This window comes from Nonomuraea sp. NPDC049504 (assembly GCF_040676845.1).
GTDB lineage: Bacteria > Actinomycetota > Actinomycetes > Streptosporangiales > Streptosporangiaceae > Nonomuraea > Nonomuraea salmonea.
Genome location: NZ_JBFAPT010000040.1, coordinates 32,459 through 46,937 on the forward strand (window position 1 = coordinate 32,459; position 14,479 = coordinate 46,937).

General features: G+C 71.0%; 17 protein-coding genes and 1 tRNA gene. 5 read left to right on the plus strand and 13 right to left on the minus strand.

Features of this window, described 5'->3' with window-relative positions; translation table 11 throughout:
* Positions 1-154: 154 nt before the first annotated feature.
* The 7 genes from AB0K28_RS46040 to AB0K28_RS46070 all read right to left on the minus strand — a co-directional run bounded on the left by AB0K28_RS46040 (position 155) and on the right by AB0K28_RS46070 (position 5,670).
* Complete coding sequence (locus tag AB0K28_RS46040) at positions 155-1,552, minus strand: serine hydrolase domain-containing protein (RefSeq protein WP_364383415.1); 1,398 nt, start codon at positions 1,550-1,552, stop codon at positions 155-157.
* A 61-nt stretch (positions 1,553-1,613) separates the two neighbouring features.
* Positions 1,614-2,087 carry a hypothetical protein gene (locus AB0K28_RS46045; protein ID WP_364383418.1) on the minus strand — a complete coding sequence of 158 codons (474 nt, stop codon included), beginning with the start codon at positions 2,085-2,087 and terminating at the stop codon, positions 1,614-1,616.
* Positions 2,088-2,198: 111 nt separating this feature from the next.
* Complete coding sequence (locus AB0K28_RS46050; RefSeq protein WP_345400547.1) at positions 2,199-3,398, minus strand: cytochrome P450; 1,200 nt, start codon at positions 3,396-3,398, stop codon at positions 2,199-2,201.
* Between the two features lie 9 nt (positions 3,399-3,407).
* On the minus strand, positions 3,408-4,172 hold the full coding sequence (locus tag AB0K28_RS46055; protein WP_364383421.1) for an ABC transporter permease: 765 nt from the start codon (positions 4,170-4,172) through the stop codon (positions 3,408-3,410).
* Between the two features lie 12 nt (positions 4,173-4,184).
* Positions 4,185-4,949, minus strand: a complete 765-nt coding sequence (locus tag AB0K28_RS46060; protein ID WP_364383424.1) for an ATP-binding cassette domain-containing protein — start codon at positions 4,947-4,949, stop codon at positions 4,185-4,187.
* Positions 4,949-5,338 carry a DUF1048 domain-containing protein gene (locus tag AB0K28_RS46065; RefSeq protein WP_364383427.1) on the minus strand — a complete coding sequence of 130 codons (390 nt, stop codon included), beginning with the start codon at positions 5,336-5,338 and terminating at the stop codon, positions 4,949-4,951. Before AB0K28_RS46065 ends, AB0K28_RS46060 begins: the two co-directional genes overlap by 1 nt.
* A 2-nt stretch (positions 5,339-5,340) precedes the next feature.
* Entirely contained in the window at positions 5,341-5,670 is a 330-nt protein-coding gene (locus tag AB0K28_RS46070; RefSeq protein WP_364383430.1) for a PadR family transcriptional regulator, read from the minus strand.
* A gap of 303 nt (positions 5,671-5,973) precedes the next feature.
* Here AB0K28_RS46070 and AB0K28_RS46075 point away from each other — a divergent pair, with 303 nt between their 5' ends.
* The gene (locus tag AB0K28_RS46075) at positions 5,974-6,333 is read left to right on the plus strand and encodes a tyrosine-type recombinase/integrase (protein WP_345409656.1); all 360 of its coding nucleotides are present in this window, start codon (positions 5,974-5,976) and stop codon (positions 6,331-6,333) included.
* 359 nt (positions 6,334-6,692) lie between these two features.
* Here the strand turns inward: AB0K28_RS46075 and AB0K28_RS46080 are convergent.
* Both AB0K28_RS46080 and AB0K28_RS46085 read right to left on the minus strand, forming a co-directional pair.
* Positions 6,693-6,766 (minus strand) — tRNA-Ile (locus tag AB0K28_RS46080).
* Between the two features lie 280 nt (positions 6,767-7,046).
* On the minus strand, positions 7,047-7,979 hold the full coding sequence (locus tag AB0K28_RS46085; protein ID WP_364383433.1) for a LysR family transcriptional regulator: 933 nt from the start codon (positions 7,977-7,979) through the stop codon (positions 7,047-7,049).
* A 96-nt stretch (positions 7,980-8,075) separates the two neighbouring features.
* Here AB0K28_RS46085 and AB0K28_RS46090 point away from each other — a divergent pair, with 96 nt between their 5' ends.
* Positions 8,076-8,303 carry a DUF6158 family protein gene (locus AB0K28_RS46090; protein ID WP_345400556.1) on the plus strand — a complete coding sequence of 76 codons (228 nt, stop codon included), beginning with the start codon at positions 8,076-8,078 and terminating at the stop codon, positions 8,301-8,303.
* Entirely contained in the window at positions 8,300-8,536 is a 237-nt protein-coding gene (locus tag AB0K28_RS46095; RefSeq protein ID WP_345400559.1) for a hypothetical protein, read from the plus strand. Before AB0K28_RS46090 ends, AB0K28_RS46095 begins: the two co-directional genes overlap by 4 nt.
* Before the next feature lie 210 nt (positions 8,537-8,746).
* On the opposite strand, the gene AB0K28_RS46100 is transcribed toward AB0K28_RS46095, so the two are convergent.
* The 3 genes from AB0K28_RS46100 to AB0K28_RS46110 are packed head-to-tail and all read right to left on the minus strand — an operon-like array spanning position 8,747 to position 11,645.
* On the minus strand, positions 8,747-9,475 hold the full coding sequence (locus AB0K28_RS46100; RefSeq protein WP_364383437.1) for a hypothetical protein: 729 nt from the start codon (positions 9,473-9,475) through the stop codon (positions 8,747-8,749).
* A complete protein-coding gene (locus AB0K28_RS46105) occupies positions 9,472-10,593 on the minus strand; it encodes a VWA-like domain-containing protein (RefSeq protein WP_364383440.1) in 1,122 nt (373 codons plus the stop codon). Before AB0K28_RS46105 ends, AB0K28_RS46100 begins: the two co-directional genes overlap by 4 nt.
* Entirely contained in the window at positions 10,590-11,645 is a 1,056-nt protein-coding gene (locus AB0K28_RS46110; RefSeq protein ID WP_364383443.1) for a MoxR family ATPase, read from the minus strand. Before AB0K28_RS46110 ends, AB0K28_RS46105 begins: the two co-directional genes overlap by 4 nt.
* A gap of 116 nt (positions 11,646-11,761) precedes the next feature.
* On the opposite strand from AB0K28_RS46110, the gene AB0K28_RS46115 reads away from it, so the two are divergent.
* Positions 11,762-12,541: a putative hydro-lyase gene (locus AB0K28_RS46115; protein WP_364383446.1), complete on the plus strand. Its 780-nt coding sequence runs from the start codon at positions 11,762-11,764 to the stop codon at positions 12,539-12,541.
* Here AB0K28_RS46115 and AB0K28_RS46120 read toward each other — a convergent pair.
* Positions 12,504-13,097 (minus strand): ATP-binding protein, encoded by a 594-nt coding sequence (locus tag AB0K28_RS46120; RefSeq protein ID WP_345400576.1) that lies wholly within the window; start codon positions 13,095-13,097, stop codon positions 12,504-12,506. The two genes, AB0K28_RS46115 and AB0K28_RS46120, sit on opposite strands and share 38 nt — an antisense overlap.
* Positions 13,098-13,182: 85 nt before the next feature.
* Between AB0K28_RS46120 and secY the strand changes: the two genes are divergently transcribed.
* On the plus strand, positions 13,183-14,472 hold the full coding sequence (gene secY, locus AB0K28_RS46125) for a preprotein translocase subunit SecY (protein WP_364383450.1): 1,290 nt from the start codon (positions 13,183-13,185) through the stop codon (positions 14,470-14,472).
* Positions 14,473-14,479 lie beyond the last annotated feature (7 nt).

Consider the following 14,479-nt stretch of genomic DNA (forward strand, 5'->3'; position numbering starts at 1 on the left):
ACGCCGTCCAGAACGTCCATCCAGAAAACGGGGGCCTCCGGCGCACGCGGGTAGACATCCGCGGCCCCCTCATCGCTCAGTGTCCATCAATCGCGGGAACGGACCACGTCGGACGTGCCGGACGGGGTAGTGGTGGTCGGTGAGCCTTCACAGGTCAGCTTGCGGCCGGCTCATCGCAGAACGCCGCCTTGACGAGCCCGTTCAGCAACTTGGGGTAAGTGGCGAGGTCGAATGGGGCGTCGCCGGTGGTCACTGAGGCGGTCAGCGTCTTGCTGCCGTCGGGCGAGCTGTACATCAGCGCGGCGTAGCCCGCCGGAGGGCTGCCGTTGTGGTTGAGAACGGTGCCGCAGGCCGGACCCAGATCCTGCACGAACATGCCCAGCCCGTAGCGGCCGTAGAGGGGGTCGCTCTTCGCGTGCGGCTCGCGCATCTCGGCCTGCAGCTTGGCCGGCAGGAGCTTGCCGCCGTTCAGCGCGGAGAAGAACGTCTGGAGATCCTGGGTGGTCGAGATCATGTCTCCGGCACCTGCCAGCAGGGAGGGGTTCTGGCGGGAGACATCGGCCACCTTCCACTGGCCGGCGTCCTGATAGCGGAAGTAGCCGTGGGCGTACGGGGCGGGCAGCTGTGTCCGGTTGCCCGGCACCACAGTGCCCTTCAACTCGAGCGGCCGCACGATCCGCCGCTTCAGCTCCGCGTCGAACGAACGGCCGGCGACCTTCTCGATCAATAGCCTGGCCAGCGTGTAGTTGGTGTTGGAGTAGCTCCAGTCCGTCCCCGGCGCGAACTTCCTCGGCTTGGACAACGCGAACCGCACCAGCTCCTGCGGCCGGTAGGAGTGGAACCGGTTGTCCAGCCACTCCTTGCCGGTCGCGGGGAGACCGGGCACCCACTTCCCGTCGGGGTCGAGGTCGCCGGTGTAGTTGAACAGGCCGCTGGTGTGCTGCAGCAGCATCCGCACCGTGATCCGCCGGTCCAGCCCGAGCTTGGGCAGGTAGCGGGCTACTGGGGCGTCCAGCCCGATCTTGCCCTCGGCCACCAGCTGCAACACCACGGTCGCGACGAAGGTCTTGGTCACGCTGCCCACCCAGAAATGCCCGTTGCTCGGCGGCTTCGCGCCTGCGCCCAGCTTGCGCGCCCCGGCGCCGCCGACCCACTCGCCCCGCTCATCGTGCACTCGCAGCTGTACCCCGAGGAAACCGGCATCGACGAACGCCTGGATGGCCTGCTGCAGCTCCGGGCGATCCTGTCCCGCGGCGGCCTTCGGCACGGCCGTGTTGCTGTCCGCGGAGGCCACCGCGGGTGCGATCGTCCCGGCCAACAGCCCGGCCGCCAGCGCCGTGACCGCCACCGGCCGGAAGACGGTGTGCCGGCGTCTCGGCCCGGCACCGTCACGGCGCATCGTCCCGATCGCTCCGGCGTGCGCCTGACCGCTCCGGCGGGCGGGCCCGGGAACCCGCCCAGGAATCGGCACCGTTTCGACATGTCGCGCCAGCACGTCGCGCAGTCTGCGCAGCCCTGCTGTGGAAAAGCGGTGGTTGTCGTGTCTCATCATGAATGTCCTTATCTGCAGTGTTCGATCTTGCGAGCCCCGTTTCGGCGCTCATGGGCAGCCGTCAGCGAGGCACGAGGGGCGGACACGCCCAGGACGAGCCGGCAGACAGGCACGTCGCCTGGCGCCATGCCACGTAAGGGCGGTGGCGTCTGCCGGCGGACGTCGACCGGCCGTGCCGCATCCTGCCTGTCGAACGGATGCGCAACGTCTCCGACGTCTTGCTTCCGGCGTGTCTGCTGATCGCCGGCGTGTGGTGCCGCACCGACAGCTCGTTGGCGTCCACCACCATGCCCGGCGACGGGCTCTGACGGCAGCACGAGCCCGCCGGGGCTGCCCGGCACCGGGGCCAGATCGGTGACGAGCGGGCCAGCGCGGCGATGGTGCGGGCGGACAGCGCCGCGATGGTGCGGGCGGACAGCGTCGCACCCAGCCGCTCGACGGCCGGGGGGTCGAGCAGCCGTACCCCGTCTGGAGTGGTCGAATCGACCGGGCCCGCGTCACTGGAGCGGCGGCGTGAGTTGCCGTGGATCCGCATATCAGGGGTGCGGGATGGGACAGGGCAGGTGCTGGTCAGCGTCGTGCGAGTGATGAGGAGTCGGTAAAGCGTCTGGCTCGTACGAGCCCTCGCCCCGACGTCGGTTCGTGGTCAGGCGTCCCAGGTGACCGGGAGGCTCTTGACGCCGTAGATGTCGGCGGCCTCGGGGCGCAGGGCGACCTCGTCGGCGGGCACGGCCAGACGGAGCGTGGGGAAGCGGCCGAGCAGCGCGGGCAGCGCCACCCGCAGCTCGACGCGGGCGAGCTGCTGGCCCAGGCACTGGTGGACGCCGTGGCTGAAGGCCAGGTGGCCGCCCTCCTGCCGGTGCACGTCAAGCCGGTGCGGGTCGGTGAAGCGGTCGGGGTCGCGGTTGGCGGTGGACAGGGACAGGACGACCGTGCTGCCGGCCTTGATGGTGTGGCCGCCCAGCTCGACGTCCTCCAGGGCGACCCGGAAGAACTGCTTGGCGACCGTCAGGTAGCGCAGTAGCTCCTCCACGGCCTGGTCGGCGAGGGAGGGGTCGGCGCGCAGCGCGGCGAGCTGGTCGGGGTTCTGCAGCAGGGCGAAGGTGCCCAGGGCGATCATGTTGGCGGTGGTGTCGAAGCCGGCCGACAGCAGGATCAGGGCCATGCCCTTCAGCTCCTCGTCGGTCAGGTCGCTGTTGAGCAGGTCGCTGAGCACGTCGTCGGTGGGGTCGGCCCGCTTGGCCGTGATCAGCTCGGCGAGGTACTGCTGCGTGGCGAGGTAGGCGGCGAACAGTTCCTCGTCGCCCACCTCGCCGCCGAGGAACTTGTCGATGTTCTCCTGGAAGAAGCCGCGATCCTCGTACGGCACCCCGAGCAGCTCGCAGATCACGATGGCCGGGATCGGCTTGGCGAATGCGGTCACCAGGTCCACGGTCGGCCCGGCCTTCTCCATGGCGTCCAGGTGCTCGGCGGTGACCTGCTCGACGCGCTCGGTGAGCAGCCGCATCCGGCGGACGGTGAACTTGCCGACCAGCGGCTTGCGATAGCGGCCGTGCTGCGGCTCGTCCATCAGCAGGAACTCGCCGGGCGGCGCCGGGGGCACCTCGATGTCGCCGTAGTCGACGGTCGGGTGGTGCTTCATCAGCTCCCGGCGAGAACTGAAGCGCGGGTCGGCGAGGATCTGCCGGGTCAGCTCGTAGCCGGTGACGACCCAGCCCTGGTGGCCGTCGGGGAAGGTGAAGTGGCTGATCGGGCTCTGCTCGCGGGCGTCGATCAGCTCCTTGGGCGGGTCGAAGGGGCAGCCGGGCTGACGGCTGGTGGGCATGGAGGGGAGGGTGTGGGTCATGGGGGCTCCTCAGGAGATCTTGCGGCGGTAGGTGTTCATGGCGAAGGCGTAGGCGACGACGAGGATGCCGACGCACCAGCCCAGGGCGATCCAGATGTCGTTGCCGACCGGCTGGCCGGCGAACAGGGCGCGGATGGCGTTGACGATGGAGGTGACCGGCTGGTTGTCGGCGAAGACGCGCAGCGGAGTGGGCATGCTGTCGGTGGGCACGAAGGCGGAGCTGAGGAAGGGCAGGAAGATGAGGGGGTAGGAGAACGCGCTGGCGCCCTCCATGGTCTTGGCCGTCAGACCGGGGATGATGGCGATCCAGGTCAGCGCCAGGGTGAACAGGACGAGGATGCCCGCCACCGACAGCCAGGCCAGCACGCCGGCGCTGGAGCGGAAGCCCATCAGCAGCGCCACGAGCATGACGACCACGAGCGAGACCAGGTTGGCGACCAGCGAGGTCAGCACGTGCGCCCAGAGCACCGACGAGCGGGCGGTCGGCATCGACTGGAAACGCTCGAAGATGCCGCCCTGCATGTCCATGAACAGGCGGTAGGCGGTGTAGGCGATGCCCGAGGCGACGGTGATGAGCAAGATGCCGGGCAACATGTAGTTCACGTAGGAGGAGTCCGACCCGGTCCTGATCGCGCCGCCGAAGACGTAGACGAACATGAGCATCATGGCGATCGGCATGATCGCGGTGGTGATGATCGTGTCGGGGCTGCGGGTGATGTGGCGCAGTGACCGCCCCAGCAGGACGGTGGTGTCGCCGAAGAAATGCTTGCTCATGGTGGGGGTTCCTTAGGCTTTCGTGCCGACGAGGGAGAGGAAGACGTCCTCGAGGGTGGGCTGCTTCTCGACGTACTCGACCTCGGCGGGCGGCAGCAGCCGCTTGAGCTCGTCCAGGGTGCCGTTGACGAGGATGCGGCCCTCGTGCAGGATCGCGATCCGGTCGGCGAGCTGCTCGGCCTCGTCCAGGTACTGGGTGGTGAGCAGCACCGTGGTGCCGCCCTGGGCGAGCTTGCGAACGGCCTGCCAGACCTCGATGCGGGCCTGGGGGTCGAGGCCGGTGGTGGGCTCGTCGAGGAAGACGACCGGCGGGTTGCCGATCAGGCTCATCGCGATGTCCAGACGGCGGCGCATGCCTCCGGAGTAGGTGGCGACCTTCCGGCCGCCTGCGTCGGTGAGGGAGAAGCGGGCGAGCAGGTCGTCGGCGATCTTGCCGGGGTTCCTGAGGTGGCGCAGGCGGGCGACCAGGACGAGGTTCTCGCGCCCGCTGAGGATCTCGTCCACGGCGGCGAACTGGCCGGTGAGGCTGATCGACTCGCGCACGTCGGCGGCCTGGGTGGCGACGTCGAAGCCGTTGATGCGGGCGGTACCGGCGTCGAGCTTGAGCAGCGTGGACAGGATCTTCACGGCGGTGGTCTTGCCGGCTCCGTTGGAGCCGAGCAGGGCGAAGATGCTGCCGCGCGCCACCTCGAAGTTCACGCCGCGCAGCACCTGCAGGTCCTTGTAGGACTTCTCCAGGCCGTGCACCTGGATGGCGGGGGGTTGCTGGGTCGTCATCACTGTGTCCTGTCTTGTTCTGCGGCGCGGTCGATGGCGCTGGTGAAGCGGTTGCGCTCGCGGGTGCGGTATTGGCCGAGGGGGTAGTTGGCCATGAATGCCTCGACGAACTCCACGGGGTCGTCGCCGAAGATGTCGCGGATGGGGGTGCGGTCGGCGGCGCTCTGCTCGAACAGGTCGGCGAGGTCCTCGTACATCGCCATCGCGCCGGCACCGTCGGCCGGCCCGAAGTGCATCAGGTATCGCTCCAGCGCCTCGACGGCCGTGCGGTAGTTGTCGGGGAGATGCTTGATGCGCGCCTTGTACTGCCACCAGCGCTTCTTCTCCTCCAGCGGCCCGGTGACGAGCTGCAGGTACTGCAGGTAGCGATTTTTCGATTCGTCGGCCACGTCTACTTGCTCCCTTCGCGGAGCTGTTCGAGCCTCTCGGCCAGAAAGCTCCAGGTCCTGTAGAACTCTTCGAGGTACTCCCGCCCCTGGTCGTTGAGGGAGTACACCTTGCGCGGCGGCCCTTTTTCCGACGGGACCTTCTCCACGTCGACGAGGTCGCGCTGCTCGACCCGGACCAGCAGGGCGTAGATGGTGCCTTCGGCGATGTCGATGAAGCCCTGGTCGCGCAGCCTTGCCGTGATCTCGTAGCCGTAGGCGGGACGGGCGGACAGGATCGCCAGGACGATGCCCTCCAGCGTGCCCTTGAGCATCTCCGTCACGAGCTTGCCCATGGAGCACCTCCCTTTCAGCTACTCGGTGACGCTGACTACTGGTATAAAGTAACACTGACTACCAGTACCTAGCAACGCCGAATAGCTGAGGGTTGGTCAGGAATTCCGAGCGTGGAGACGCGGGTTGCCTGATCGCTGTTTCGTGAGCGAGGGCGCATCCTCTGCGGTGGGCGGAAGCAGGAACTGGAGGACCCCAGTGCGCTGCTGGCGCTGGATACCGAGGCCGGCGACCGCACTATCGCCCTGGACGCCGACTCCGTCACCGCACTGCGCAGCCACCGTAAGGCGCAGACCGCCGAACGGCTGGCCGCGAGGGAGACCTGGCAAGACTGCGGATTCGCCCTCACCGACGAGATCGGCCGCCCGCTGCATCCGCAGCACGTCAGCGACCAGTCCTACCTGCTGTCTTATGAGGCGGGTCTACCACCGGTGCGGCTGCATGGCCTCCGGCATGGGGCTGCGTCCCTGATGTTGGCCGCCGGGGTCGACGTGAAGATCGTGCAAGAGACGCTCGGGCTTGTCTCCTCCACCTTCACCCGCGACACCCTCACCAGCGTCTACCCGGAGGTGGCCCGCGCGGCCGCCGAGTCCACCGCCGCTCTCATCAGCGCCGCGCCGGACGCCGGTCACACGCGCTTGATCACTTTGCCTGCTCGCGTCTGAGCATCCGTAGTCCAAATGGGGGCCCGCAGCGCGAGCTGCGGGCCTCGCCTTTCTGAGGCGAGAGACCAGCGGACGAAAAGTCCGCTCGATCACTGGGCGGGGGTGGGGTGAACATGCTCGGGAACCAGAAGGTGACCGCCCCGGTGCTGTGAGTTGGGGGAGTGGGCCGGTGCAGGTGTTCCGGCTTGCTCTTCTCTTGATGGTCGCTGAGGTCTGTCGTGACGATGGCCAGCCTAAATGATCTACCACTTACACAACCCGCGCCGCCGAGCGATCAGCGAGCAACCAGCCATAACCAATGACGAGCTCCGAGGTCGGCCAGAACCGAGAAACCCCAGGTCGGACGCAGTGTTGGTGAGTAGGGCGGGTGGGACTTGAACCCACGACCCACGGATTATGAGTCCGATGCTCTGACCGGCTGAGCTACCGCCCCTGGATGAAGTTGTGTCGTGTCTGGCGCGGCGACCGGAAGGATCTTGCCGTGGCCTAGGCGCTAACCAAGGCTAGAGCATCGGATCCGGTCGTGGTGCCGGGCCAGGCGGGGAGAACGGTTCCCCCGACATCATTCCATGTCTGCTGGGGTTGGTGGAGTGCGGAACGATCATATTCTCCGTGGGCGTACTGCCGGGCGGGGGCCGGTCGGGAGGGGGCGGGTGGGGAGGGTTGGGGTGCTTCGCGTGGTCAGGGGGCGCGGCTCCCTGACGTGGGCGGGGTTAGGGGGCGGTGCCGTAGCCGGGGTTGCGGACCAGCCAGTCCGAGTAGACCGGGCTGCGGCGTACGGCGTCCAGATGGGCCTGTTTGGCCTGCGAGATCACCCAGGCGGCTTCGGGGGCGGTGGGGTGGCGGCCGAGGAGTTGCCGCCAGCGCAGCGGCGCGCCGGCCAGCGGCACCATGATCAGCCCCTGGGCGGGCTGGTGGGTGGCCTGGCACAGGACGACGGCCCGGCCGACCTGGGCGAGGTGGGTGCAGGTCGGTACGTCGGTCTCGTAGATCGTTCCCGGCGTGAACCCGGCCCGCGCGCACGCCATCGCGAAGCAGTCGGCGAAGCAGCCGTCGCCCGGCGTGACCGCCCACTGTTCGTCGGCGAGGTCGGCCAGCTGCACCTCCTTCTCCCGCGCGACCGGGTGATCGACGGAGACCAGGCAGAAGACCGGGTCGAGGCTGATGGTCTCCCAGACGAGCGTGCCGGTGGGGGTGCCGGAGTCGCCGCAGGCGCCGGTGAGCACGTAGTCGAGGCGGCCGAGCTCGACCATGCTGTTCAGCTCGTACGTCGACCACGACGTGTACGTGCTGACCTTCCGCTCGGCGGCGAGCCGGTCGACCAGCCCGCCCAGTATCGGCCCGTTGGTGGCGCCGATGCGGAAACCGGGGGAGGGGGCCTGGGCGAAACGTACGGCTTCGTCCTGCAGTTCTTTGGCTGCGGGGAGAAGCACACGCGCGCGGGCGAGCACGAGTTCGCCGAGGCGGGTGGGCCTGGCGCCGTGGCGGTCGCGCTCGAAGAGGGCGCCGCCGAGCACCCTCTCGATGCGCTTGAGCTGCGCGGTCAGGGCCGGTTGTGCCAGCCCGAGCAGGGACGCGGCTTTGCTCACACTTCCCGCGTCCGCGACCGCGCGGACGATCCTGAGGTGCCGTAGCTCGAGGTCCATAACGGGAAGGTAAAGCGGCGGTCTCTTACAGACAATGCCTCTATGTCAGGAATTGTGACAGATATTGGTCGAGGGTTCCTGGGGTAGGGGGAGCGCATGACGACCATGGGAATAGACCCCGCCCAGCTCAGCGACGAAGACGTCGTACGCGAGCTGCGCCAGCTGCACGCCACCAGAAGCGACACGTTCTTCCACGGATCGGACGACGCCCTCGCCCACCACACCTCCCGCACCAGCGAGCTGGAGGCCGAGTACCTGCGTCGCTTCCCCGACCGCGAGGTCGACCCCGCCAGGCTGAGGGAGGGAGCGAGGCAGCGGTCATGACCGAAGGACACGATGTGCAGGCCCTGTCGGACGTGGACTTCCACGTCTACGAGGCCGTCGCCGCCCAGGCCGTCACGTCCGGCGCCGCCCGGCTCGACGGGCTGACGCGCGCGTGCGGGCTGGGCGAGGAGGAGGTGCGGAAGAGCCTCTCGACGTTGATCGAGCATGGGTACGTGGTGCCGCTCGGCGACGAGTACGGGCTGGGGCCGCACACGTTCGAGGTCGAGTACTGACGGGGACGGGGCTCGGCTGGATGCCCCAGGCGGCAGCGGCGGGCTTCAAGCGGTGGCCGCGCCCTGGCCCAAGGCGGGTTGGTGCCGGGCGATGGCAGCGCCCCCTCATGTGCCGGCAGCGGCAGCGCCTCATGTGCCGGGCGGCGGCAGCGTCCCTCATGTGCCGGGCGATGGCAGTGCCCCTCATGTGCCGGGCGGTGGCAGCGCCTCTCATGTGCCGGCTGGCGGCGGTGCCCCTTCCGCGCCGAATGACGACAGTGCCCTGAGCACACCCGCCTGCTCCGCCGTGACGCCCGCTGCCCGCTGGGCGGAGGCCTCCTCCGGCGTGAGCCCGGCCGCGCACCAGGCGGCCACCTCGGCCAGGGGCACCGCGCCCCACCAGGCCGCCATGACCTCCAGGGCGGGACGGCCGAGCGCGGCGGCCTCGGCGGCGGTGAAGCCGAGTGCCCGGAACAGCCGCGCGTCCCCTTGATCCACCCGCCGCCGCGCCCACTCCAGGGCCTCGTCGCCGTCCCAGCCCGCGTCGGCGTACGCGCGGGCCACCGCCGCAGGCACGCCCGCGCGCAGCAGCCGGCGCAGCGCCTCCGTGACGGCCGGGTCGGGCAGCTCGGGCTCGGGCGTGGCCAGGCGGGCCAAGAATCGGACGCGGCGCGGGCGTTCGCCGGCGAGGTGCCTGCGGGCCGCGTCGTGCGGGGCGACGCCCAGCTCGTGCCAGCGTACGGCGTCGGCCGGCGTCATCCCGGCGCGCTGCCACGCGGTGACGGTCGCGGGCGTGGCGGCGGCGGTGGCCCACAGGCGGGCGTCGCCGGGATCGGTCACGCCGGCCTCCCGCCAGGCCGCTGCCTCCTCCCGCCCGAACCCGGCCGCCCGCCACCGACGCAGCTCGCCCAGCGTGCAGGACTGCTCCGCGGAGCGGTCCTCGCGGGGTGTGTCGGTCATGCGGCACTTCCTTCAGTCACGCGTACGGTGTGCGCCCACGGCGGTGGCTCGGGGCCGGTGCCGAACAGGCAGACCACGACCTGGGGGCGTGGCCGGCGGTCGGGCCACGGGGTGTTGCCGTCGGTGAGGACGACCAGCAGGTCCGCGCCCGGGGCCGCGGCCTCGAAGCCGGGGCGCAGGTCCGTGCCGCCACCGCCGGCCAGCTCGACCTGGGCCGCCGACCTGACCCGCTGCGCCGGGTACGCCTGCGTGTCGCAGCACGTCACGTCGACCCACTGGTGGCCGGTCGCGCGGAGGATGCCGTCCAGCTCGGTGAGGGCCCGTTCCAGCGCCGCACGGGCCACGCTGCCCGACGTGTCGACCAGCACCGCGACCCGGGGGAGCGGGCGTACCAGGGCGGGCAGCACGATCGACGGCGCCGCGGAGGCGCGTCTGGACGGGCGGCGGTGGCTGTAGTCGAGCCGGCCGGACGCCTGCGCGAGGCCCCTCCTGACCAGGCGGGCCAGCCGCGCCCGCCAGTCCACCTCGGGACGCAGCACCGCCTCGGCCCAGCGCCGCCAGCCGCCAGGAGCCGTCCCTCTGGCGTCGATCTCGGCGGCGACGGCTCTGGCCAGCAGCTCGCGTTCCAGGGACGTCATCGACTCGGGGCCGGTGAACGGCGGCGGCGCGCAGGGAGCCAGGCCGGGCGGGACGTCGATGAGGTCGAGCAGCTCGGCGTAGCGCTCGGCGAGCAGGCCGTCGGGCAGGCCCAGGGTGTCCGGGGTGATGGCGTCGGCGGGGACGGCGTCCAGGCGGGCGAGGTCGTCGTTGATCTCGGCATCGGCGGCCTGGGCCCAGCGCAGGGCCGTCTCCTCGTACGGGCGGGCGCGGGTGTGGTGGTCGCGCAGGACATGGCCGACGTGGTGGAGCAGCCACCAGCCGAGTTCGGGGACGGGCAGGGTGGCGGCGGGGTCGAGGTGCACGTTCCCGTGCTCGTCGGCCGAGGGGCGGGGCGGTGCGGTGTCGTGGACGAGCGGCTGGAGGGCGAAGAGCGCCGAGGTCAGGTACGGCGCCCGCGCCGCCGCCCACAACCGCGCCGCCGCGAACCGCTCACCGATCTCCCGCTCGCGCCCGGTCATGGCAGCAGCCCGGCGGAGCGGAGGATGGGAGTGAGGTGCAGGACCGTGCCCGGCAGGACGGCGCCCCTGGGGCGGCGGGCGGCCAGGGAGCGGGCGGCGGTGGCGGCCACGTCCGGAGTGTGGCGGGCCACGCGGGCGATCAGCGTCCAGGCGCGCTGCCACGTGTCCGCGCTCCCGTCGGCGGCGACGTGCGCGACCACTGAGCCGAGCACGGCGTGCACCCGGTCCACGCGGTCCGGCAGCGGGGCGGTGGGGTCGCTGAGCAGGGTCTCGGGGTCGGGCAGGTCGAGGTCGCGCAGCCAGGACAGCAGCTCGAACCCGGCCGCCTCCCCGACCGCGCCGACCACCAGCTCGGCCCGTACGGCCTCGGACGCCCCCGTGTAGGCGAGGGCCGTGGCGGCCAGCTCCCAGGTACGGGGGCTCGGCCAGGCGCGGGAGGGCCCGTCGGGGACGGAGAGCACCAGCTCAGGCCGTACCCGCAGGAAAGCCCCCACCAGCGCCCGCGAACGTGACACGTCGGCGGGACGGACGGCGGCCGGATCGAGCCCGTCCAGGGACGGCGGCGGGAAACCGGCGGTGAACCCGTCGGCGACCGAGGCGGCGCTGACCGTCCAGTCGAGGTGGATGAGCCGGTTGGCCAGCGGCGCCGACAGGTCCCACCCGTCGGCGGCCTGCTCGGGCGGGTTGGCGGCGGCGACGACGCGTACGGAGGCCGGCAGCGTCAGGTCACCGACGGCCCGTTCGAGCACGACCCGCAGCATCGCGGCCTGGACGGCGGGCGGCGCGGTGGTCAGCTCGTCGAGGAACAGGATGCCGGTGCCCGACTCGGCGAGCCGTTCCGCCCACCGGGGCGGCGCGAACCAGGTGCGCCCGTCCCGCAGCACGGGCAGCCCGGCGAAGTCGCTCGGCTCCCTGATCGAGCCGACCACGACCTCGACCGGCAGCCCGAGCCGCTCGCCGAGCGCCAGCACGGCCGACGTCTTCCCGGTGCCCGGCGCGCCCCACAGGAGCACGGGCAGGTTCGCCGCCACGGCGACGGACAACGCGTTCACGAAACCCCCTAGAACTCTCGTCAACCCACGTTGACGCTCACAAGGTCAACGTAGGTTGACGAGAGCCGGGATGTCAAATGGTGGACCGCCGCACTCAGGGCTCATAGTGTCGAGAGGTGGACGTCGCCGACCTGAGCCCCGCGCAGGCGCGGGAGCGCTTCCGCACCGGCGAGCGGGTGCCTACCGCCGGCTGGTGCCGGGGCTGGACGCAGGCCAACCTCATCGCCGTGCCCAGCGAGCTGCGTTACGAGCTGCTGCTGTTCGCCCATCGCAACCCGCAGGCGTGCCCGGTGCTCGACGTGGGCGAGCCTGGGGTGTGGTCGACCGAGCTGTTCTCCGGCGACCTGCGTACGGACCTGCCCGGCTACCGCCTCTACCGCGACGGGCGGGCGGTGGCCGACCTGGACGACGTGGTGGCGGAGTGGCGGGCGGACCTGGTGCCGTTCCTCATCGGGTGCAGCTTCACCTTCGAGCGCGCGCTGCTGGCCGCCGGGGTGCCGGTGCGGCACCTGGAGGCGGGGACGAACGTGCCGATGTACGTCACCTCGATCCCCTGCGAGTCCACCGGCAGCCTTGCGGGGCCGCTGGTGGTGTCGATGCGGCCGGTGCCGGAAGAGCTGGTGGCGACCGCCGTCGAGGTGAGCGGCCGCTACCCGAGCGTGCACGGCGCGCCCGTGCACACCGGCGACCCGGCCGCCATCGGCGTCGAGAACCTCGCCGCGCCCGACTACGGCGACCCGGTGGAGGTGCGGGCGGGCGAGGTGCCGCTGTTCTGGGCGTGCGGGGTGACGCCGCAGCAGGCGGTGCTGGCCAGCGGGGTGCCTTACGCGATCGGCCACCTGCCCGGCCACATGGCGATCATGGACGTCCGGGACGACCACTACCGGGTGGCGTGACCCAGGCCGCCGCCGTGAGCTGCTCGCCGATCGGCGCCGCGCCGGGACGGTTGTCGATCTCCAGGTGCGGGACGACCGGCGGCTCGTCCACCCGGATATTACGCAGGTAGTCATCGAACGCGGCGAGCTTGCCCGCGTCGCGCGCCAGACCCCGCGCCACCAGCCGTTCGCGCAGCGTCGGCCCGTCCGAGCGCACCCACAGCAGCCGCACCGGCGGGCCGCCCAGCTCCGCCACCCACCGCTCCCAGCGGGCCGCGTCGTGCACCTGCGTGGTGAACGGGCCGTCCAGCGCGACCGGGCAGCCGTGGCTCCTGATCTGCCGGGCCACCCGGGTCAGGCCGGCGTACTCGTACCGTTTGACGTGCTCGTCGTACCAGGGGCCCTCGCGCTCGCCGTCCGGACGGCCGTGGGCGCGCAGCACCGCGCCCGCGAACTCGCCGTAGACGGTGTCCTTGTCCAGCAGCGCGGGCGCCGGGTCGAGCCGCGCGAGCAGCTCCGCCGCCACCGTCGACTTGCCCGCGCCAGGCGGCCCGCTGATCACCCACACAGTCGTCACGTGATCAACGTACGCGGATCCGCGTACGCCGGTGCCTCGTCTCGGCGGACGACGCCCGGCCCGCCCCCGGTCAGACTTCTTGCCCATGCTGACCGTCTTGACCAGGGCCTTCCGCGTGCCGGAGCTACGCGGGAAACTGCTGTTCACCCTCGCGCTCATCGGGTTGTTCCGGCTGGGGCAGACGCTGCCCGCGCCCGGCGTGGACGTCGTGGCCGTCCGCGAATGCGCCGGATCCGCCGAGGGCGGCCTCCTCGACATGGTGCAGCTGCTCAGCGGCGGCGCGATGCTGCACCTGTCGGTGTTCGCGCTCGGCGTGATGCCGTACATCACGGCCAGCATCATCATGCAGCTCCTGGCCGTCGTGGTGCCCCGCCTCGACCTGCTGAGGAAGGAGGGGCAGAACGGCCAGGCCAAGATCAGCCAGTACACCCGCTACCTGACCGTCGGCCTCGCCCTGCTCAACGCCGGCACCGTCGTCTCCCTCGCCCGCGCAGGCCGGCTCCTGCCCGGCTGCGCCCGGCCGCTGCTGCGCGACCCGGGGCTGCTCAGCGTCACCGTGATCGTGCTGACCATGGTGGCGGGCGCCTGCGCGGTCATGTGGATGGGCGAGCTGATGACCGACCGGGGGATCGGGAACGGGATGTCGCTGCTGATGTTCACGCAGGTCGTGGCGGTCTTCCCGGGGTACATGTCGCGGATCTTCGTCATCAGCCCGGTGAGCTTCGCCGTCATGCTCGCGGCCGGGCTGTGCCTGGTGGCCGCCGTGGTCTTCGTCGAGCAGGCGCAGCGGCGGGTGCCCGTGCAGTACGCGCGGCGGGTGGTGGGGCGGCGGTCGTACGGGGGGACGAGCACGTACGTCCCGCTCAAGGTGAACCAGGCCGGCATCGTGCCCGTCATCTTCACCTCGTCCCTGCTGTACCTGCCGACGCTGGTCGCGCCGATGCTCCCGGACGCGGCGCGGACCTGGGTCGAGATCAACCTCACCTCCGGGGCGCATCCGCTCTACATGACGGCGTACGTGGTGCTCATCGCCGCCTTCGCCTACTTCTACGTGTCGATCACCTTCAATCCCGCCGAGGTGGCGGACAACCTGCGGAAGTTCGGGGGGTTCGTGCCCGGGATCCGGCCGGGGCGGCCGACCGCCCAATACCTCGGGTTCCTCGTCTCCCGGCTCACCGCGCCCGGGGCCGCGTACCTGGCGGTGCTGGCGCTGCTGCCGCTGATCGCGTTCGCCATCCTGCGCGATCCTGGGACGCAGCAGAACTTCCCGTTCGGCGGGACGAGCGTGCTCATCATGGTGGGGGTCGGGCTCGACACGGTGAAGCAGATCGAGTCGCAGCTCCAGCAGCGCAACTACGAGGGCTTCCTGCGCTGACCCTTGC